The sequence below is a fragment of the Acinetobacter sp. LoGeW2-3 genome, from assembly GCF_002688565.1.
Taxonomy (GTDB): Bacteria; Pseudomonadota; Gammaproteobacteria; order Pseudomonadales; family Moraxellaceae; genus Acinetobacter.
Genome location: NZ_CP024011.1, coordinates 2,684,411 through 2,704,631, shown reverse-complemented (window position 1 = coordinate 2,704,631; position 20,221 = coordinate 2,684,411). Strand labels below are relative to the sequence as shown.

Annotated in this window: 19 protein-coding genes and 1 pseudogene; 7 read left to right on the top strand and 13 right to left on the bottom strand. The window is 38.5% G+C overall.

Going from position 1 to position 20,221, the window contains the following annotated elements; all coding sequences use genetic code 11:
* Nucleotides 1-160: 160 nt before the first annotated feature.
* On the bottom strand, nt 161-1,255 hold the full coding sequence (locus BS636_RS13070) for a porin (protein ID WP_099339168.1): 1,095 nt from the start codon (nt 1,253-1,255) through the stop codon (nt 161-163).
* A 331-nt stretch (nt 1,256-1,586) separates the two neighbouring features.
* Here BS636_RS13070 and BS636_RS13065 point away from each other — a divergent pair.
* The 3 genes and pseudogenes from BS636_RS13065 to BS636_RS13055 form a co-directional block, all read left to right on the top strand.
* A pseudogene (locus BS636_RS13065) lies at nt 1,587-1,688 on the top strand (twin-arginine translocase TatA/TatE family subunit); the annotation flags it as partial.
* 314 nt (nt 1,689-2,002) lie between these two features.
* Complete coding sequence (locus BS636_RS16490) at nt 2,003-2,332, top strand: hypothetical protein (RefSeq protein WP_099339167.1); 330 nt, start codon at nt 2,003-2,005, stop codon at nt 2,330-2,332.
* A gap of 557 nt (nt 2,333-2,889) precedes the next feature.
* Nucleotides 2,890-5,451 (top strand): EAL domain-containing protein, encoded by a 2,562-nt coding sequence (locus tag BS636_RS13055; RefSeq protein WP_099339166.1) that lies wholly within the window; start codon nt 2,890-2,892, stop codon nt 5,449-5,451.
* Between the two features lie 254 nt (nt 5,452-5,705).
* Here the strand turns inward: BS636_RS13055 and BS636_RS13050 are convergent, their stop codons facing one another.
* Nucleotides 5,706-6,635 (bottom strand): LysR family transcriptional regulator, encoded by a 930-nt coding sequence (locus tag BS636_RS13050; protein WP_099339165.1) that lies wholly within the window; start codon nt 6,633-6,635, stop codon nt 5,706-5,708.
* Between the two features lie 135 nt (nt 6,636-6,770).
* Between BS636_RS13050 and BS636_RS13045 the strand changes: the two genes are divergently transcribed.
* Nucleotides 6,771-7,199 carry a DMT family transporter gene (locus tag BS636_RS13045; protein ID WP_099339164.1) on the top strand — a complete coding sequence of 143 codons (429 nt, stop codon included), beginning with the start codon at nt 6,771-6,773 and terminating at the stop codon, nt 7,197-7,199.
* A 12-nt stretch (nt 7,200-7,211) separates the two neighbouring features.
* On the top strand, nt 7,212-7,676 hold the full coding sequence (locus BS636_RS13040) for a DMT family transporter (RefSeq protein WP_099339163.1): 465 nt from the start codon (nt 7,212-7,214) through the stop codon (nt 7,674-7,676).
* A 118-nt stretch (nt 7,677-7,794) separates the two neighbouring features.
* Here the strand turns inward: BS636_RS13040 and BS636_RS13035 are convergent, their stop codons facing one another.
* The 8 genes from BS636_RS13035 to BS636_RS13000 all read right to left on the bottom strand — a co-directional run bounded on the left by BS636_RS13035 (nt 7,795) and on the right by BS636_RS13000 (nt 13,870).
* Nucleotides 7,795-7,992, bottom strand: a complete 198-nt coding sequence (locus BS636_RS13035) for a hypothetical protein (protein WP_099339162.1) — start codon at nt 7,990-7,992, stop codon at nt 7,795-7,797.
* A 68-nt stretch (nt 7,993-8,060) separates the two neighbouring features.
* Nucleotides 8,061-8,288, bottom strand: a complete 228-nt coding sequence (locus tag BS636_RS13030) for a hypothetical protein (RefSeq protein WP_099339161.1) — start codon at nt 8,286-8,288, stop codon at nt 8,061-8,063.
* Between the two features lie 96 nt (nt 8,289-8,384).
* Nucleotides 8,385-8,600 carry a cold-shock protein gene (locus tag BS636_RS13025; protein WP_099339160.1) on the bottom strand — a complete coding sequence of 72 codons (216 nt, stop codon included), beginning with the start codon at nt 8,598-8,600 and terminating at the stop codon, nt 8,385-8,387.
* Nucleotides 8,601-9,066: 466 nt separating this feature from the next.
* Nucleotides 9,067-9,984, bottom strand: coding sequence for a LysR family transcriptional regulator (locus BS636_RS13020; protein ID WP_099339159.1), 918 nt, complete (start codon nt 9,982-9,984; stop codon nt 9,067-9,069).
* Nucleotides 9,985-10,125: 141 nt separating this feature from the next.
* Nucleotides 10,126-10,620: a flavin reductase gene (locus BS636_RS13015; RefSeq protein ID WP_099339158.1), complete on the bottom strand. Its 495-nt coding sequence runs from the start codon at nt 10,618-10,620 to the stop codon at nt 10,126-10,128.
* 98 nt (nt 10,621-10,718) lie between these two features.
* A complete protein-coding gene (locus BS636_RS13010; RefSeq protein ID WP_099339157.1) occupies nt 10,719-11,747 on the bottom strand; it encodes a methionine synthase in 1,029 nt (342 codons plus the stop codon).
* A 49-nt stretch (nt 11,748-11,796) separates the two neighbouring features.
* Nucleotides 11,797-12,795 carry a putative oxygenase MesX gene (locus BS636_RS13005; RefSeq protein WP_099339156.1) on the bottom strand — a complete coding sequence of 333 codons (999 nt, stop codon included), beginning with the start codon at nt 12,793-12,795 and terminating at the stop codon, nt 11,797-11,799.
* Between the two features lie 172 nt (nt 12,796-12,967).
* On the bottom strand, nt 12,968-13,870 hold the full coding sequence (locus BS636_RS13000) for a cation diffusion facilitator family transporter (RefSeq protein ID WP_099339155.1): 903 nt from the start codon (nt 13,868-13,870) through the stop codon (nt 12,968-12,970).
* A 291-nt stretch (nt 13,871-14,161) separates the two neighbouring features.
* Between BS636_RS13000 and BS636_RS12995 the strand changes: the two genes are divergently transcribed.
* The gene (locus tag BS636_RS12995; RefSeq protein ID WP_099339154.1) at nt 14,162-14,857 is read left to right on the top strand and encodes a DUF1826 domain-containing protein; all 696 of its coding nucleotides are present in this window, start codon (nt 14,162-14,164) and stop codon (nt 14,855-14,857) included.
* Nucleotides 14,858-15,371: 514 nt separating this feature from the next.
* Here BS636_RS12995 and BS636_RS12990 read toward each other — a convergent pair.
* The 3 genes from BS636_RS12990 to BS636_RS12980 form a co-directional block, all read right to left on the bottom strand.
* Nucleotides 15,372-16,697, bottom strand: a complete 1,326-nt coding sequence (locus tag BS636_RS12990; RefSeq protein ID WP_099339153.1) for a PQQ-dependent sugar dehydrogenase — start codon at nt 16,695-16,697, stop codon at nt 15,372-15,374.
* Nucleotides 16,698-16,883: 186 nt separating this feature from the next.
* Nucleotides 16,884-18,608 (bottom strand): bifunctional protein-serine/threonine kinase/phosphatase, encoded by a 1,725-nt coding sequence (locus tag BS636_RS12985; RefSeq protein ID WP_099339152.1) that lies wholly within the window; start codon nt 18,606-18,608, stop codon nt 16,884-16,886.
* Nucleotides 18,609-18,659: 51 nt separating this feature from the next.
* The gene (locus BS636_RS12980) at nt 18,660-19,469 is read right to left on the bottom strand and encodes a formate/nitrite transporter family protein (protein WP_099339151.1); all 810 of its coding nucleotides are present in this window, start codon (nt 19,467-19,469) and stop codon (nt 18,660-18,662) included.
* 290 nt (nt 19,470-19,759) lie between these two features.
* Between BS636_RS12980 and cynS the strand changes: the two genes are divergently transcribed.
* Nucleotides 19,760-20,209, top strand: a complete 450-nt coding sequence (gene cynS, locus BS636_RS12975) for a cyanase (protein ID WP_099339150.1) — start codon at nt 19,760-19,762, stop codon at nt 20,207-20,209.
* The last annotated feature ends 12 nt before the right edge of the window (nt 20,210-20,221 follow it).

Sequence of the window (20,221 nt, the reverse complement as noted above, 5' to 3'; positions counted from 1 at the left end):
GTACAGAAAATAATGTGTTAGTAAATCAAATCATCAGACGCAGTTTTACTAGTCGCTATGTCTGGTACAAGACTGCCTAAGAACCTGTCCAATGCCATGATTTATTAAATAAAAAAAAGGACACCTTAGATGGGTATCCTTTTATATCAGTATTAGTTGTTTAGAAATCGTAGCGCATACCTAGTGATAGCGCGAGCGCATCTTGACCTGCTGATCCACTAACGCCATTACCTAAACTTCGACCTTCTTTCCAAGGGGTTAAGTTGGCGTTTTTATCATTCAGTGTGGTTGCGACATTACCGTATAAGCGTAGTGCAGGATCAAGTTTGTGTTCCATGCCTAAGGCGATTAAACTCGTGTTCGCATCCTCTCTGTCGACATCTCGGTAAAAATACTCAGTGCGTAGCAGTGTTTTAGGTGTGAATTTATATTCACCTGAAACTCCCCAAACTTGTGCATCTAGACCGCGATCTGTATCTTCAAACTGCGCTTTTTGATATAAGGCACCTAAGTTTAAACTTTCAGTAAATTGATAAGAACCTGCGATACGGAAAGCATCTCGCTCCGAGTCTGTCTCTTCTGTAGGTGCTGCTGTGTTGGCTGAATTTTTACCAAAATTCTGGTAAGCGGCTGCAAAGTCAATGCGATCTTTTTTATAGGTCAGCGCAAGGTCGTATGCTTTACTGTCGTCCTTACCAGAATCATCTGCGGTTTTGGAATTTTCTTTACCACTGTTCATAGAAATTGCAGCGAGTACATTAAAGCCATCTGCAAATTTGGGTGATTTATACTCCAGTGTATTTTCATTTCGCTCATCGAATTTTAAGTCACCAACACGTGTCACATTTCGAATATCGCCAATCATATCGCCAAATTGATTGACTGGACTACGTGTAGTTTTAAATGGGCTATCAAATCGACCTACACGTAGTTGACCATATTGATCATTTTTAAGCCCTACGAAAGTATCGCGTGTAGAAAAATTAATGGCTTTTGAGTCTTGATCACCACTCGCGAAACTGATTTCCTGTTCAATTTGTGCAAAAACATTTAAATCATCATTAATTTTTTGTTCAACTTTAAAACCTAAACGTGATGAGTTAGAGGATAGTCCAACTTCCTGGTAGTCTTGACCATCATCTAAGTAGTCGAGAGAGACATGTGCTCGCCCATATAATTTAACGTCTGCAGCTGACGCAATCATAGGTGTTAAAATGCTTGCCCCAATGGTAAGTGCGATAGCAGTTTTTTTCATTTTTGCTCCAATAAAGACTTATCGTCGTTTTTAAATGCTGTAGTGATGAGGATCACCACATCTCTTTTGGAGCTCAGTATTGATTTCAAATATGTCAGTAATATTAAGAAAATATTGCAAAAATATTAAATAACTCGAATTCTGTTTAAGCCGATGACTGCATCATCTGAACTTAAAAAAGCTGCTTAAATATATATTTCATAAACACTTAATAATAAATATTCCTTGTCTACCCTTGTCATAAAATTGACATCAAAGTTTCATGATTTTGTCATTTATTAATATTGATATAAGCCTGTCAATTTAAATGGATTCAATAAGGAATAAAAAAATGGCAGGACTATCTATCTGGCATGTACTGATTTTTGCAATCGTCGTGATTTTACTTTTTGGTACTTCCAAACTAAAAAATCTAGGAAAAGATGAACAAGGAAATTAAATGTCTCTAAAAAGTTATACCGATCGTCTTCACGCCGAGAATCCCAAGAACGAATCTCTGCTGTAGCCATAACTTCTACGTTATGTAGGTAAATCATCTTTTCTTAAGTTTTTCCATGTATCCCAATTAATTTTTCTTTATAAACATCATTCCAATATTTCTGAGATTTAGAGTGTTTTTAATAAAAAACACATCCAAGCTTTAAAAGTTACAAAAATACATAAAAATAGTCCGTACAATCAATTCCTTAACTTCTTATAACGTGCGATAAATTAATTTCACAATCTAAATAAATTTGATCAGAAAAAATGAAAAACCTTCAAATAGTGATAGCAGATGCTCTACATTCCTATGAATTGGAACATATTGAGGAATCAATAAGCAAAGAGATCAATCGCACTATATTGGAGATAGTGGTAAATGATGAACCTTTTGAAAAAATCAATAGTTACTTGTACTCTAAACGAGAACCTAAGAAAGTTCTAAAGAGTTCGATAGATTACCTAATAGCTCTCTTAGAAAGAGCAAAATATAGAGTAGAAAAATATCAACAATATGGCCAAAGTCCGTTGCATGTCTGCTTATATGTCATTAAGAAAATTGAGGACTTTATCGAATATTTACAGACTAAATTCTAACTTATTATTTTCCCAGATCTCTACATTGACATAGTAGAGATCTTTAAATGGACACATAGAAGGAAATTCAAATATTACTAATATGGAATTTATAATCTCTTAAGTATAGAAAATGGATTAATCAAAACTGCAAAGTCCCTTCCCTGTTTTAACCAGAAATATATTCTTTGCTGAGAATAACCCTCTAGATATTCTTACTATTAATGATTTCAAATTGAAAAACTGAAACGAACTATCCTTTATTGTGATGAAAAGATCTCTAGTAAAGACGGCGCTAGCAGATTAATAGGAATTAATCTGAATAACTTAATTTCAAGACTTAAAAAAGTTAAATATTGAATATTAAGTGAAAGCAAGTATACCGAGTAACTATAAGACTTTATTGCTCATTTTACAGCCTGTTATTTATAAGACTTTAAGATAAGTATAGGCGATGATTATTGTATTTCTGTTATATTATTTAAGTAGAATTGATAATTCATATTTGGCTAGTTTTTACGTAATTTTTGTTTAGATTCCGTCCAAATAGATAGCACAGCTCAAGGATAGTTTGCCATATGAGTCAAACAGCAAGTTATTTAGACACCCAATCAATCTTTAATTTAATTGGGCAACATGCTGATTTACACCTCATATTTCAGAAGATTAGTGAATGGCTAGAAAACCGAATACCTGACTCAATGGTATCCATCATGTCGTATTCGGAAACAGAACAAACTTTAAATTTAGTCAGTGGTGCGCAACATTTTTCAAATCGCTATCAGGAAGGGATTGCTAATATTAAAATAGGTCCACATGTGGGTGCATGTGGGGCAGCAGCTTTTCATCGAGAACTGGTGATTTGTGAAAATTTAGCGACTGATCCGAACTGGCAAGCGTTCCAATATCTGGTTCAAGACGAAAATATACACGCATGTTGGTCTGCTCCTATTATTAATGCCTTAGGGAAACTCTATGGCACCTTTGCGACCTATTATCGTTCTCCTAAACGCCCAACATCTACACATATTCAATTAATTCGTCATGCAGCATCTTTAATTGCCCTCAGTATGGATTTGTATGTAGAACGACAACAAAAACTGGCACTTAATGATAAATACGGTTCTTTCTTTAATTACCATCCAGATGTGATATTTGAGCATAATCTTCAAGGGGTTATCCTTGATGCCAATCTCGCTGCTGAAGGTATGACTAAATTTAATCTTGAACAGACTTTAGGTGCTCATTTTTCAAAATTTATATGTGCTGAATTTATAGAAAGAACTCAAGCAGCATTTGAACAAGCATCCAAGGGAAATAGTCAGTATCTGGAAATTCAGGCTCTCACTTTTTCTGGTGAACGTTATTGGTTAGACCTCACCTATTTACCAATCAAACAGGCACAACAAGTCGTTGGCGTATTTGGTATTGCGCGTGATATTACCGAACGGCGTGAAAGCGAAGAAATGCTACGTTTACTAAAACGCAGTGTCGACGCGAATCCTCTTGGTATTATGTTAACGAATGCCACCTCAGACCAAGCAATTGAATATGTGAATCCAGCTTTTGAAGATTTGACTGGGTATAAAAAAGAAGAAATTATCGGTAAAAATTGTCGTTTTCTACAAGGTCCGGATACTGATCCTGAAGCAGTGGATAAAATACGAAACGCGCTGCAAGAAAAACAAGAAATTCAAACCACCTTAAAAAACTATCGTAAAGACGGAAGCTGGTTCTGGAACCATCTGATAGTAGGACCGGTTTTTGATGATCAAAATTTTTGCACCCATTTTCTTGGGATTCAGCAAGATATTACGCAACAGCGCGCAGATAGTGAATATATCGCCCGTCAGCAAACCCATGATAGTTTAACAGGGTTAATTAATCGTAATACCTTTGAAAAACAACTGGAGGCTGCTTTCTGTATCCAACATGAGAATGATCGTTCCCTTATTGTCATGTATATTGATTTAGATGGTTTCCAGCCTTTAAATCACAGTTTGGGATACCTCATTGGTGATCAACTTCTAATGGCTGTAGCACATCGTCTGCGTCAGATCTTTCAGGAAGAAGATATCATTTCTCATTTTTCAGCGGATGAATTTGGCATTCTTCTGAATAAATATCAGGATTTAAAACAAGTCGCGGTCATTGCAGAAAAAATATTAAAAAGTCTATCAGTTCCATTTGATATCGACGGTCATAAAATCCATATGAGTGCGAGTATTGGTATTGCAGATGATGACCCTGAGATAGAGAAGTCTACCCAATTTCTTCATCATGCGATCCATGCCATGAATGAAGCGAAAAAAGAAGGTGGCAATACTTGGAATTGGTATGCTTCTCATTCTGCTAACACACCAAAAATTGATTACGTGCAGATGCGCCATGAACTCATGGTTGCCCTGGAAGAAAAACAGTTTAGGTTGTTCTATCAACCAGTGATTGATGCAAACTCAGGCCAATTAAAAAGTGTAGAAGCTTTAATCCGTTGGCAGCATCCAGAAAGAGGTTTTATATCTCCAGCAGAGTTCATTCCCTTCGCTGAAAAAACCGGTCAAATTGTAGCGATTGGTCAATGGGTTTTACAACAAGCGTGTCAGGATCTTGTCGCGTGGAATAAGGAAAATGCAGCTGACCTGAGTGTAGCCGTCAACCTTTCCCCTTTACAGTTTAAGCGCACAGGCTTCTTGCATGAATTACAAGAAACGTTGAAAAACACTCAACTACAGGCTGAATTATTAAAAATTGAAGTCACTGAAACGATGTTAATAGCGGGTGCTGACCGTTCATTAGAAATACTAAAAGCAATTCGAGAATTAGGTATCAAAGTTTCTGTCGATGATTTTGGAACCGGATACTCCAGTCTAAGTTACTTACGCACTTTACCTGTTGATGAGATAAAACTTGATCGCTGCTTTATCGAACAATTACCGGAAAATGAAAAGGATGGTGCTATTGTTGCCGCCATTATTGTGATGGCACATAAACTCGGACTAGAAGTGGTCGCTGAAGGTATTGAAACCCCTGCTCAAGCCCAGTTTCTTAGAGAATATGAATGTGATTATTTTCAAGGGTTTTATTTTGCTAAACCGGCTCCCCTTGCTGAGCTTAAACTTAATTATAAGCAAGTAGGATGACTTGGTTGCGAATAGCTCTTGATCATCATTTAAAAGGTAAAATCTCTTTTTTGTTATCAATATCATGATCATATATTTATTATATTCAAAAAAAACAACCGTTTATTCCACAAACTATTGCTTCCTTAAGAAAATAAACGGATTAGTGCTCTGAATTAATCAGTCGTCAGCCTGTTTCCTAAACCAAACAATTGTAATCGGGGATTAAGAGACTGACATTAGTCAAGTAATGGATATAACTGAAACATAAAAATTTAAAGCTTAAGAATATTATCCCAGTAAGGTGGGTCTCCAATTTCTTTTAAAATGAAATCTAGGACTACTCTTACTTTTTGTGAACGAATTCTATTTTCCGGAGAAACAAGATGGATCCCTATAGAATAAGGCTCTACTGTACTGATCCAGTCAGGAAGAAGTTGAACCAGTTGATGGGTTTTGAAGTAATTCTCTGTAAAAATCCAGGTTGGAAATAATACAATCCCCCGTCCTTCCAATGCAGCATCTACCAGGACTTCTGCGTTATTACTCATCAAAGGACCTTGTGGCTCTATCAAAATTGGCTTGTCCTGATCCTGCTGACGGAAATACCAGCGTTGAGTTCCAGAGACGCCCTTATATACAAGACACTGATGATTCTGAATCTCTGCTGGGGATTGCGGGGTTCCATATTTCTCAAGATATGCAGGACTCGCACACAGGACGTAGTGCTGATCACAGATCTTTCGTGCAATTAATGCTGAATCCTGTAAGGAACCAATGCGTATGGCAATATCAACGCCTTCTTGTACCGGATCAATAAAGGTATCCGTCAAAATCAACTCGACTGTAAGATCGGGATAGAGCTCATACAGTTTATTTACAATACGCGCGATATGCAGCCTTCCCAGTGCAACCGCCGTATTGATACGAATTAATCCTCTGATTGCATTTTTGCCTGAAATTTCTTCATTGGCCAAATCCAGTGTATCCAGTATTTCCTTAATTTGCACAAAGTACTTTTCCCCTATTTCAGTCAGCCGAACAGAGCGAGTATTGCGATAAAACAACTGCTGCCCGACTTCCTGTTCAAGTTTAGAAATAAATCGGGATACTGAAGAGGATGGCACCTGAAAATGTTTTGCTGTAGCAGAAAAACTGCCTGTGGTTGCCACCATCACAAAATAGCGTAGCGCATTGAGTTGCATATCCGATCTGTCCCTGAATGTACGTTGAATCATTTTATTATTGTCATAATAGCAATTATGTTTTGAAAAATTGCTGAATTGTAGCTTTTAAATAAAAGAATATAATTTCCTGCTTTGTTTCTTTGGAAATCATGTATGAAACAGTTGTGGATTTTCCCATTGGTCGTGCTTGCAGGTATGGGGTTATCTGTTGAAGCAGGCCTACTGGGTCCACTCGGAGAAGAAATTGGCCATTTCTGGGCGACCTTAGGAATTTTCGCCATAGGCTCACTGCTCTTAACCTTGGGGCTAATCTTTAGCCGTCCAAAACTCTCCCTGATGTTCAAGCAACCCCGGTGGCAACTGACTGGCGGTATATTAGGACCTATATATGTCGTAGCTTTAACGGTAGCGACGCCGCATATTGGTGTTGGTCTTACCATGGTCGGTATTTTGTTTGGCCAGGTTTTGACCAGTCTCATTATTGATCATTGGGGTTTATTAGGCAGTCGAAAACGGGCTGTAGATAAATATCGTATTGGCGCACTGGTGGCTATTCTCGCTGCATTATGGCTTATTCAATAAGGAAGCTTCCCCATGATTTATCTAATGTTATTCGTCGTTATGTTTGGCGGAGCTGTTTTATGTGCTCAATCTTCAATTAATGGTCGTTTGGGTGCAACAGTTGGTGTGCTGGAAAGTTCATGGCTGACATTTGTCTTAGGTGCTCTAGTCAGTTTTCTAATTGCTTTCTTTCTTGAGCCAAACCATGCATTGAATTTATTCACCGCCCCAAGATGGCAATTAACAGGTGCATTTTTTGGCGTAGCCTATATGCTCACTATTGTATTTGCGATGCCTAGACTGGGTGCTGCTGCCACCACTGTCGCTGTTATTAGTGGCCAGTTATTAATGAGTCTGCTCATCGACCATTTCGGATGGTTGAATAACCCAGTGATCCCTTTAGATGGATCAAGACTAGCGGCAATTATATTGTTAGCCATTGCGCTGTTTTTTATTTATAAAAGTAATATTGCAGCTAAAGCGCAAGTTGAAAATTAATAAAAAAGAAGAGATTTTAGTTTTTAAAATCTCTTCCTTTTTCCACTTGCTGCCATCGCTAGATATCGTCTTCACAACAACCTCAGCGAACAAGTAATGGTTTAATACAAACTATTATTTATAAGATTTTAAAAATTTTCCCACTCAAGGTGCTTTGGAAAAACATTTCAAAACTAGGTCGAATATCTTCACCATCAACGGTGATATGTTTGATATTAGAATGAGATTGCGTGTTAACAAACTGTTGATCCACCGTTGCCTGAATCGTGTGTTTAACCCCAAACTGATCTTTCACGCTGAGACTGTGTTTAAGCATAAATATACCCTGAATAAAATTTAAGTAGAAAAACCAACATAATTTATTGATATTTATAAATTTAAGATCTAAATCACTTTATGATTTAATTTAAATAACTGATTGAGAGAAGTATAAAATGTACGACCGTCCAGATTTAAATCAACTTCGATGCCAGACTCAAGAAGAACTCTCTTACCTACTTCGACTCGTTTAAAACCTTGACGTGTATTTTGCATTTTATTGAGAGGAATTAATGAAACAATAATTTCAGTACCATTTTTAGATTTTGCAATTAAATCATTTATTTTTAACAACTTACATCCTATTTTTAGATAATTTTTAATTTGAAAACCAAATTTTAAAGTTTAAAAAAGCACTCGAAAGTGCTTTTTGTTACTGCTTATTCTTACTTAGATAGCAACAATATTTACAGCATTTGGTCCTTTCTGACCTTGAGCGACACTAAATTCAACCTGTTGACCTTCAATTAAGGTTTTGAAACCTGAACTCGCGATTTCGCTGAAATGAGCAAAAACATCTGGACCTGATTCTTGTTGAATGAAACCAAAACCTTTAGTTTCGTTGAACCACTTTACAGTACCTTTAACAACATTTGAGTTTGACATAATATATCCTACTAATTTTTAATAATTTTTAGCCAATTTATTGAATGGTTGTAACTTTGAAATAATAAAGAATGAGACTTAAAATCTGAAAAAACGGAGGATTATGACTAAAACTACGATACTTAAAGAAGATTTACCGAAACAAGACTTTTTTCTAGTTAAGTTAACTATACACTAAAAAGTTATTTAATCAAGTTTTTTTATATGTATATTCATTTATTTTATAAAAATGAATCGATTGAGCTAGTTATATCAGTCATGAATGTGCTTTAGTGCCAAATGGCAATTTATCTTTTACGATCTAATACATTAGCTGCGAACTCGTTTCTTACAATAAATTCATGACTTTCTACAGTCAGAATGATTCATTATATCAATTTAAGTTAATGGAAATATTGAAAATTAAAACAGCAAATGGCTGTTTTAATTTTTTATAAATAGATAAATCGTTATTCCAGAGATGACCTTAAGCGTAATAATGATTCCGTTTCTTAGAGAACCGATCCAACTGCTTCAAGAATCCTTCAAAATAGTCTTTTTGTTTTTCTTCAGTTCTATAGCCCGCATATAAAGTACGGCGCAACCCTTCAGGTGAAACACATTTCAGACGACGTGAAGTCACCCACCCTTTCTGCTCATATTCATTTACCACCCAATCTGGCAATGCTGCAATCCCTCTTCCACTTGCAACCAGCTGGATCAACATTTGGGTTAAATCAGTGGTACGAATTTTCTTAGGTAGAATGTTCGCCGGAATAAATAAACGTGACATGATATCCAAACGATGTTTGTCTACAGGATAGGTAATCAGAGTTTCTTCAGCCAATTCCTGCACTGTAATATCTTTGGCACGCACCAATGGATGAGTATTCGATAATACTAATCGTGATTCATACTCAAAAATTGGGAAATATTCGATACTTTTAAGCGCAATTGGATCAGCAGTAATCAGCAGATCAAATTCGCCTGTTTGTAGAAGTTCATGTGGATTCGCTTCAAAGCCAGAGGCAAAGTCCAGATCCACATCAGGATACTGGCTACGGTATTGATTCAAAAGTGGCATCAGCCAGTCAAAACAACTATGACACTCTGAAGAAAAAATAATGCGTCCTGTTTGACCATGAACAATACGGGTGATATCACTTTGCGCAATTTGAACTTGAGGCAAGATTTCATCTGCCAACTTCAATAAGCGTAATCCTACATTGGAAAAACTAATCGGACGTGTCTTACGATTCACCACTTCCACACCAAACCACTGATCCAACTCACGCAGTTGATGTGATATTGCAGACGGCGTTAAACATAAATCACTTGCTGCCGCGACTAAAGAGCCATGTTCACGGATTGCACTAAGTGTCTTTAAGTGTCGTAGTTCAATCATGAAGGTTCCAAACTATTAGGAGAAGCAATACCTGTCTTACGAGAATACAAGATTGAGCATGAAAGATGTGAAAATTTCATTTTTATTTCATCAAAGTGAATTAAATTCACTTAAATCTACCATACAGCTCGCTTGCTCTCATTAAACTGTCTCTAACGCACCAACCTGATGATAGGCGCGATTAAAGTAAACTAAGCTTTCCTCTTGCTGACTTTGTTTAATCGCTACAACACGACATAAAAAAATACTGTGTGTGCCGACGTTTTGAATCTCTTCTATCTGACAGTCAAAACTCGCTAGAGCATCTTCTAATACAGGTGAACCTGTTTCAAGTGTAGTCCAATTACCTAGTTTAAAGCGCTCTTTCGAACTGAATTTGCTTGAAGCAAAAGCATTGGAGAGCTGTTCGTGCTGTGTACTGAGTACATTCACGGATAGCACTTTATTTTCAATAAAATGTGCATGAGAACGAGAGGATTGATTCATGCAGACCAGCAATGTCGGCGGTGTATCGGTGACACTACATACCGCTGATGCAGTAAAGCCATGCATCCCTGCTGTACTGTGTGTGGTAATAACATTCACGGCAGTCGTCAATAAAGACATTGCATTTCTAAAATCTGTTGCTTCAATCATCTCTTTGATCTCAAATGTATATAGGACGTGCTTGGATTCAAGTGTGGGCGAATGAAGCATGAATCATTCGCGTTACTTTGCTTTAGCCCCACTTTGTGTCAAGCACTCAGCTCTTGACGAACAATGGCAGCACCTGCACTTAAGGCCTCAAGCTTGCCACGTGCAACATTGCGGGATAAAGGTGTCATACCACAGTTGGTGGAAGGATAGAGTTTATCTGCATCAACAAATTGCAGTGCTTTACGCAATGTATCGGCCACTTCGTCAGCTGTTTCGATTTGATTAGTTGCGACATCAATGGCGCCGACCATCACTTTCTTGCCACGAATCAGCTCGATCAGATCCATCGGCACACGTGAGTTTTGGCATTCTAAGGACACGATATCAATCTTGGATTTTTGCAGTTTCGGGAAAACTTCTTCGTACTGGCGCCATTCTGAACCCAAGGTCTTTTTCCAGTCTGTGTTGGCTTTAATGCCATAACCGTAGCAAATATGCACGGCTGTTTCACATTTCAGACCTTCAAGTGCACGTTCTAAAGTTGCCACGCCCCAATCATTTACTTCATCAAAGAACACATTGAATGCAGGTTCATCGAACTGGATGATATCAACCCCTGCCGCTTCGAGTTCCAACGCTTCCTGATTCAGGATCTTGGCAAATTCCCACGCCAGTTTTTCACGGCTCTTGTAATAACCATCGTACAGTGTATCAATCATAGTCATTGGACCAGGTAATGCCCATTTGATCGGTCGATTGGTTTGGCTACGTAAGAATTTGGCATCATCGACAAAGACTGCTTTTTTACGCGACACTTCACCAACCACAGATGGCACGCTGGCATCGTAACGGTTTCGGATTCGCACGGTTTCACGCTTGTTAAAATCCACTCCTTCAAGATGCTCAATAAAGGTGGTTACAAAGTGCTGACGAGTTTGTTCACCATCGCTCACAATATCAATGCCTGCACATACTTGTTCGTGTAAAGACAATTTCAATGCATCACGTTTCGCCTCAAGCAGTTCTTCGCCTTCAAGTTTCCATGCTGACCACAATTTTTCAGGTTCTGCTAACCAAGAGGGTTTCGGTAAGCTGCCTGCTGTCGATGTCGGGAGTAAAAGTGCCATATCTAATCTTCTTTCTTTAATTTCGTAAATCTTTAATTAATCTGGTGTATTAAGCAGCTTGGTCTGGCTGAGCTTTTTCTACTTTAAAATTTGTAGCCCATTCATCAAGAATGTTTTTATATGGCTTGATAAAGTTTTCTTCTGTCCATTTCCCTTGTTTCACAGCCAATTCACCACGTTCAACACGGTCATAGACAACACGCGTCAATGAATAATCGCCATAGCTCAAGCTGGGTTGGTACACAACACCTGCAGGTGAATTCGTGTTATAGATTTCAGGACGATAGATGCGTTGGAAGCTTTCCATAGTACTAATGGCACTGATCAGTTCAAAATCGGTGTAGTCACGTAGCAAGTCACCTGCACAGTAGAATGCCAGTGGTGCGTTAGCACCTTGAGGTTTGAAGTAACGTACACTTAAACCCATTTTGGCGAAATATGCATCTGTACGAGAGTAATCATCATTGGTGTATTCCACACCTAAGATCGGATGTACATTTGCAGTTTGGTAATAAGTTTTAGTGGTTGAAATACTCAGACAAATTACTGGCTGCTTTTTAAATTCTGCTTTAAACACATTAGAGTTCACCAAATGCAAATACAGCTTGCCATGCAAGTCACCAAAGTCTTCAGGCATTTCATTAAACTTACAGCCCAATGCAGGAAGCACCACACTAAAGTCATAATCACGTACGTAGGAAGAAAAGCTATTACCGATCATACCTTCAATACGTTCCCCCGTTTTATGATCGATAATGGTGCTTTTGAGGGTCTCAATAAATGGGAAGGTTTGACCATTCCCTTCAATATCAATTTCAGCAGAGATGATATCGATCTCAAGTGAATAGCGATCACCTTTAGGGTTATCGACAGTCGCCAAGCTATTAAAGCGATTATTGATCATCGTTAGAGTACGACGAAGGTTTTCTTGACGACTTTCGCCACGCGCCAAATTGGCAAAGTTAGTGGTTAAGCGTGTATTGTTTGCTGGCTCGTAGTTCTCATCAAAACGAATACGTTTTATTGAACATGCAAATTTATTACTCATGGAGATTCACAACCCTAAATTTTTAACATAAAGACTAAATTTCTGTATGGCTGTATTTAAGCGTGAATCAAAACATGAGTAAAACGATATAAATTCAGTTAAAGCTGAGTAAAATTCACTTTAAGGGGTTTCTCTCGAGTGGCTTGCTTAATGCTTTTAATGATTAATACGCCTAATGCTGATGGTGGTGATCATGCCAATGTTCATCTTCAATCTGTAATGTGATTTCATGAATATGATGTTTATCCTGCAGCATGTGAAAAGCCTCATCATGTAATCTTTTTGGATCTGCATGGGGTGCAATCAAATGTACCGTTAAAATAATCTTTTTCGATGTGATCGCCCAAACTTTTAACTCATGAATATCTTGTACACCTTCCAGACTGAGTAAATCATTTCTTAATTTTTCAATATCAATCTCTTTTGGTACGCCTTCTAGTAAAATATTGGTACTTTGCTTTAACAAAATCCAGGTTCTTGGCAGCACCCAGAATCCAATCAATACTGCAATCACCGTATCAATCCACATCCAGTCGGTGTAATAAATCAGAATGGCGCCAATAATGACACCGACAGATCCTATGGCATCACTCAATACCTCAAGATAAGCACCTTTGACATTCAGGCTTTCTTTACTTCCTGAGGCTAAAATACTCATTGAAATCAGGTTAATTGCCAAACCACATATTGCCACGATCAGCATGCCAATACTCTGGATCTCAGGGGGATGCTGAAATCGTTGATAGGCTTCAAACAGAATATAGATCGCGACCGCAAATAGCATGACGGCATTAAATAATGCTGCCAGGATTTCAAAGCGTTGATAACCAAAAGTGCGTTTGTCATCTGCAGGTTTTTGCCCAATTTTTATTGCAGCCAGGGCAATAGCCAATGCCGCTGTATCTGTCAGCATATGTGCAGCATCTGAAAGTAACGCCAGGCTCTGGGTAATGACTGCTGCAATCACTTCAATAATTAAAAACGTTGTTGTTAACCCCAGTGCCAGATATAGTTTTTTTGCATTTTTTTCTGATACTTCAAAATGACTATGGTCGTGCTGATGTGATTCACTCATGAGGCATTCCTTGCTTAGAAATACACTGGACGATCTGTCTCAAAATTATACTGCGCGTATTTACTTAATTTTAAAATGATTATTCTGTTTCTAATTTAAAATTTTGTATATGATTATTCATCTTGCGATACAGTGCCGGAAATACCAAATCTGCTGACAATGCTCAATATATGAAGGTTCTCTAGAAGCAAATAGGAAGATTAAGTTTCTAATTTATGTCGTGCATCATTCTTCCCTTCTCAACATCTAAGTGTATTATTGGGCACGGTTTAAAAGTGACTTCATTCTCAGATGGCGAATACATTTGCTGGCAATAATCAAATTGGCGTAGTTTCAAATTTTTTTGAACTTGTTCATACAAATTTTCAAGGTGAGATGAACGCCATTTGTTGGTCTAGAAATTTGCTGGGTGATTTTAAAGAAATTGTCGCTAAATTAGAGTTAAAAGAAAACATGACCGAAGTGTCTATTGAGGATCTTTTGGCACTTCAGCTTTCTGAAAATGGTCATCTAGCCAGAGAAATTATTTTAAAAGATATGCAGTTATTAACTGACTACGGCGCTTCTCCTTCTTTGAATTTGCTGAAATGCTATGAACGGGATGATGAGCTCGACTTCATTTCAACCGATGTCTATTCCTATCATGTGGACCGTTCGCCCATCGAAACGGATACATTTTTATGTACCTATCATGGGGCTGCAAGTGACATTTTGCCCAATGACCAGGTTGAGCAAAAAGTTTTGATTCCAGAAATTAGAGCACAACTCAAACAATTACATGATGGACCTGAAGCTGATTTCGAAGCCTTTCTCGCAGAATATTTCTTTGATCTGCATTATCAGCCTAAACCAGATGCACATCCTGTAAATTTAGGTCTAGGACACCTCTGGCGACTGGCTGTTGATCATCCAACACAACAGGTTTTACCGTGTGTGCATCGAGCACCGGTTGAAAACAATGAGTATAGACTGCTATTAATTTGTTAAGTGATTCCGTATATAAGATAGCAATTCTGATTGTTTGATCAAGAAATTGTATCTTAAAAGTTTTGAATTTAGTTTAGGATAAATTAATAAAAATCACCAACATGCTAACCGAAATATGGCTTGAAACAGAGCTTTTTTACAAGAACTTTCATTTAATGTTTACTTTTGTTTAAAAGTGTTATTTTTTGTAAGATATTACTTACACAGATTAGAGCAATTACCCTATTTCCTAATATCAATATTTTTGACATTATCTTTCACATAAAGAGTCAGCAAGGAAAGCTGATAATAACCGCATAATAACGATAATAAAGTCGAAAGACAGCGAACTTACTCGGATGGTAAGTGATAAAAGAAGAGACTACAGCCGCTAAGCCTTATAGTTTTGGGAGAGACTATAAGGCTTTTATTTTACTCATTATTTTTCAAATTCAAACCCTTTCCATCCCCTTTCCATCATTATATTTATTTCTCAAAATCTGCAGACGAGTATCTTTAGCCCTTTTTTTGATTATCAATGAGTGCTTTCACTCGGTGATACGCGCCAAATCACATTCCCTACATCATCAGCGACCAATATTGCGCCTAATAAATCCACAGTTACACCAACGGGTCTTCCAAATGCCTCTCCATTCTTGCTTAAAAAACCAGTCAGCACATCTTGTGGCTGACCAGAAGGTTGCCCATTTCTAAACGGGATAAAAACCACTTTATAGCCACTATGGGGTTTTCTGTTCCAGGAACCATGCTGGCCAATCAGTGCACCACCGCGATATTGAGGTATTAATGCAGCCTTATAAAAGGCCAAACCCAGTGATGCCGTATGGTTGCCCAATGCATAATCCGGTTTTATCGCACGTGCAACCAGCTCAGGATTTTGCGGTTTTACCCGTGAATCGACATGTTGTCCATAATAACTATATGGCCAGCCATAAAAAGCGCCGTCTTTTACAGAGGTCATATAATCAGGTACCAGATCATTGCCGATTTCATCTCGTTCATTGACGACGGTCCATAACGCTGCACTTTGAGGTTGCCAATCCATTCCATTCGGATTGCGTAAGCCAGTCGCAAATGGCCGAGCTTGAAAACTGGCAATATCATATTCCATGATCAGCGCTCGTCCTTTTTCCTGATCCAGTCCATTTTCTGCCACATTACTGTTTGAACCGACTGTAATATAAAGTTTAGTACCATGAGGATTGGCAATTACGTTTTTAGTCCAGTGATGATTTAAAGGACCAGCGGGTAAATCCAATACTTTACGACCACTTGATTTAATTTGGGTCATACCTGATTGATAAGGAAAGCTCACTAAAGCATCAGTATTAGCCACATACAGCGTATTCCCTACAAGTGTCATACCAAAGGGAGAATTTAAATTTTGCAGAAATATGGTTTTTTGATCCGCGACACCGTCATGATTGCTGTCTCGTAGCAGGCTGATACGGTTGGCACTTGGATAAGATGATCCCGCCCTTTGCATCACCAGTTTCATAATTTTACCTTTAATTCCCTTGCTATCCTCAGGCTTAGGCGGTGCATCGGTTTCAGCCACTAATACATCTCCATTCGGCAGGACATAAAGCCAACGCGGATGCTGAAGATCTTTGGCAAATGCTTGTACTTTTAAACCTGCAGCCGGTGTAGGCATTGTATTTACGGGCCAGCCTTTGGCAGGTGCGATATTGACGACAGGAAACAGGCTTGATTTGGGTTCAGGCAGATGAGGTTGAGGACCATAACTGTCTATAATCAGAGACTTAGAAGATGACATGCATCCAGTGAATACCAATATCATTACAGTACTCACGATAGACCGTAAAATTTGAGCAGACATCTTGGTTCCCTGCTTTCTTGTCATTATTGCCTTATCATAAAAGCTCATTTAAGCAACGAACATACTGTTCTTGTTTTTTCTGGTTGTTGATTGATTGCGGTAATTTTGACATTCAATCTAATAGTCTATTTGGCATAAAACATAGCTATTTACTTTTAACTTTTAGTAGGGTTTTATCTTATCTACTTAAATAAATGGCCAAGCAATACTCAAAAGAAATAATAGCCCTAATACGGCGCAACTTATTTGCCAAAAACGTAAAGGATCACGTTCGATGATGGCTGCTGGTTTAGTCTTCAATAACTGTTTGGAAGGATGCGCCAGATTATGAATGAGTTCAGACAATGCCTCAAAACGATGTGTCGGTTCAATACTCAGCGCTTGGCCTAAGATTTTATCTAACCATATGGGTAAATCAGGCCGATATTTCTGAATAGAATGATATTGAACTTTTTTCTGTTGGCTTAAGCTTTGGCAACGCACCAGATCGGTACCATACGGTAATTGTCGAGTAAGCAAATAATAACTCATCACTGCCAGAGAAAACTGATCAGAGCGAACTGAAGGTGCAGCATCAATAAAATACTCCGGTGCCATAAAGGCTAATGTGCCTAAGGGACGATTGGCATGCTGTGGATTAACTTCTGCCAGGCCACGTACCGCCGTTGAACCATAATCAATCAACTTAATTTTAATGCTGTTTTCATTGTTTAAGACCATGATATTTTCTGGACGAACATCTTGGTGCAGCATCTCCAGTCGATGCATTGCATTTAAAGCCAAAGCCGTTTGTTGCAGAATGGGTAAAATGTCTTCGAGTTGTAAAGGTTTTTTCTGGCGATGCAGCCAGCGATCCAGGGTTTCTCCCTGTAAATATTCATAGCATTGGAATAAATATTTTTTCTCTGTGTTATGTCCGTAACACTGCATCAGATTTTCATGTTTTAGACGTTTAGATACCCAATCTTCGAGTTGAAACTGCTCTACGGCATTTTCATCTTGCTGTAAATCAACCCCCAAAGTTTTTATGACCAATGGCTGCTGCTGGCAATCATGTGCCAAATACAGGCAGCTGCGATGATTTTGGTGCAATATTTTATCAATCACATAGTCTTCAAAAACTTCACCTTTGCTGAGCTGTTGTGGAAATACATAATCCTGCTGAATATAAAACTGATCTAGTTCAGGTAATTGCTCTACATGGAGCACCTGAAGACTTAAGTTATCATCACTGCCCTGTTTTAAGGCCTGTTCAACTAAAGTTTTGGCAAGATGATTTAAATCTTCATCTGCTAAAGTTAGATCTAATAATTGCTGATCTGTGACAAATTCATAAACCCCATCAGTCATGAGTAAAAAGATATCTTTTTCTTTTAGTTCAATGCTCTGGTAATCGATCTCTATCCGATAATCGGCACCTAAAGCACGGCTAAGATAATGCTCTCTTGAAGATAACCAGACCCGATGGTCGTGGGTGAGTAATTCAATTTCTCCATTACGGATTCGGTAGATCCGGCTGTCCCCCACATGAAAAATATGAGCTTGTTGCTGTTTTAAAATCAGTGCAGATAAGGTGCATACATAGCCCCGGTCTTTATCAAAACGTCCCTGACTTTGCTGGGTCTGCGCATACAACCATGAGTTAGTTGCGCGGATTACCCGTTCTGCGGAAGTCTGCATGCTCCAGGCATCCGAAGTAGAATAATAGTCAGATAAAAAACCGCCGACAGCGGTTTCTGCGGCAATATGACTGACATTACTGCTACCAATCCCATCAGCCATGACGCAAGCAATGCCTTTTTGCTTCAGCACATGGCCTTCAGGCAGATATATGCCATAGAAATCCTGGTTCTGCTCTTTAATCCCGGCAGTAGAATATTGCCCAATACTGACTTTTAATATTTTTTTCATGCTAAAAACTCAAAAAGGGATCAAATTGATCCCTTTAAAAATGGTGAATGATTAAAATTCTTTTTTTGCACCAGTACGAACATGAGTCGTATAGAGCGCTAGACCAGTTAAAGATAAACCGCCCACTAAGTTACCCAAAGCGACAGGAAGTTCATTCCATAAGAAGTAGTCAGCAATCGAGAAGTCACCACCCATCATCATGGCGAATGGGAACAGGAACATATTCACGACAGAGTGTTCAAAGCCCATCGCAAAGAACAGCATTACTGGCATCCACATCGCGATAAATTTACCGCTCACTGTAGTCGACATCATGGCGCCAATCACGCCCAATGACACCATCCAGTTACACAACATGCCACGGATAAAAATGGTCATCCAGCCTGACAACCCATAAGCTGCATAACCTAGTGTACGATCTTCACCAATATGGGCAATTTTTTCACCGACTGGATTCGGATCTGCTGCAAAACCCATGGTATAAACCACGGCCATCAGTACTGCTACCACTAAACAACCGGTGAAGTTACCCGCAAATACTAAACCCCAATTCTTTAGAATACGCGCCCATGTGACACCAGGTCGTTTATCTAACCAAGCCAGTGGTGTTAGTACAAATACCCCTGTTAGTAAGTCATAGCCCAATAGATACAACATACAGAAGCCGACTGGGAACAGTAATGCACCAATTAATGGTGACCCGGTTTGAACGGCGATAGTGATGGCAAATACTGCTGCCAAGGCCAAAATCGCGCCCGCCATAAATGCACGGATCAAAACATCACGCGTTGCCATATGAAGCTTGGCTTCACCAGCATCTACTACTTTTTTTGCAAATTCTGCAGGAGCAAGATATGCCATATGGTCGTCCTCATTATTTCTAAATCTGAACCCGTTCTTTAAACAAAACGACGCCTAAGGTCCTTTAAACCTTAGGCGTCGTTGCCTTAAATATTAGAACAGGTAATTTGTGTTATGGCGCCATTGCCACGTTTGTGGTTAATGAAGCAAAAGCTGTGCCACAAATAATATAAAAATCATTCAATTCTTTATTTTTTATTTAACCCTCATGCCAAAGCTATTGTTGGCATGAGAACTGCATTGTTGAAATTTCACATAAATCTATTTTAAAAATATTCTGGAGATTTTTTATGATTACCCATCGTCAACAAGTAACTGACATGATCATTTCAGCGAAAGTTTTAAAGTCAATTAAATGGGCAGATGTCGCCAAGGAAATTGGTCTTTCTAAAGAATGGGTAACGGCTGCATGTCTTGGGCAAATGGCATTTAATAAAGAACAGGCAGAGAAAATTGGTCAGATTTTTGACCTGAGTGATGAAGCTGTCGCATGGCTGCAAATTGTGCCTTATAAAGGCTCTTTACCAACCAGCGTTCCTACAGATCCTCTGATTTACCGCTGGTATGAAGTGGTGAATGTATATGGCTCCACCATTAAGGAGCTGATTCATGAAGAATTTGGTGACGGCATTATGAGTGCGATTGACTTCAGCATGGACATTCAGCGTGAGGAAAATCCGAATGGTGACCGAGTCAATGTGGTATTGTCTGGCAAATTCCTGCCTTATAAAACCTATTAATCAGCATGTGAT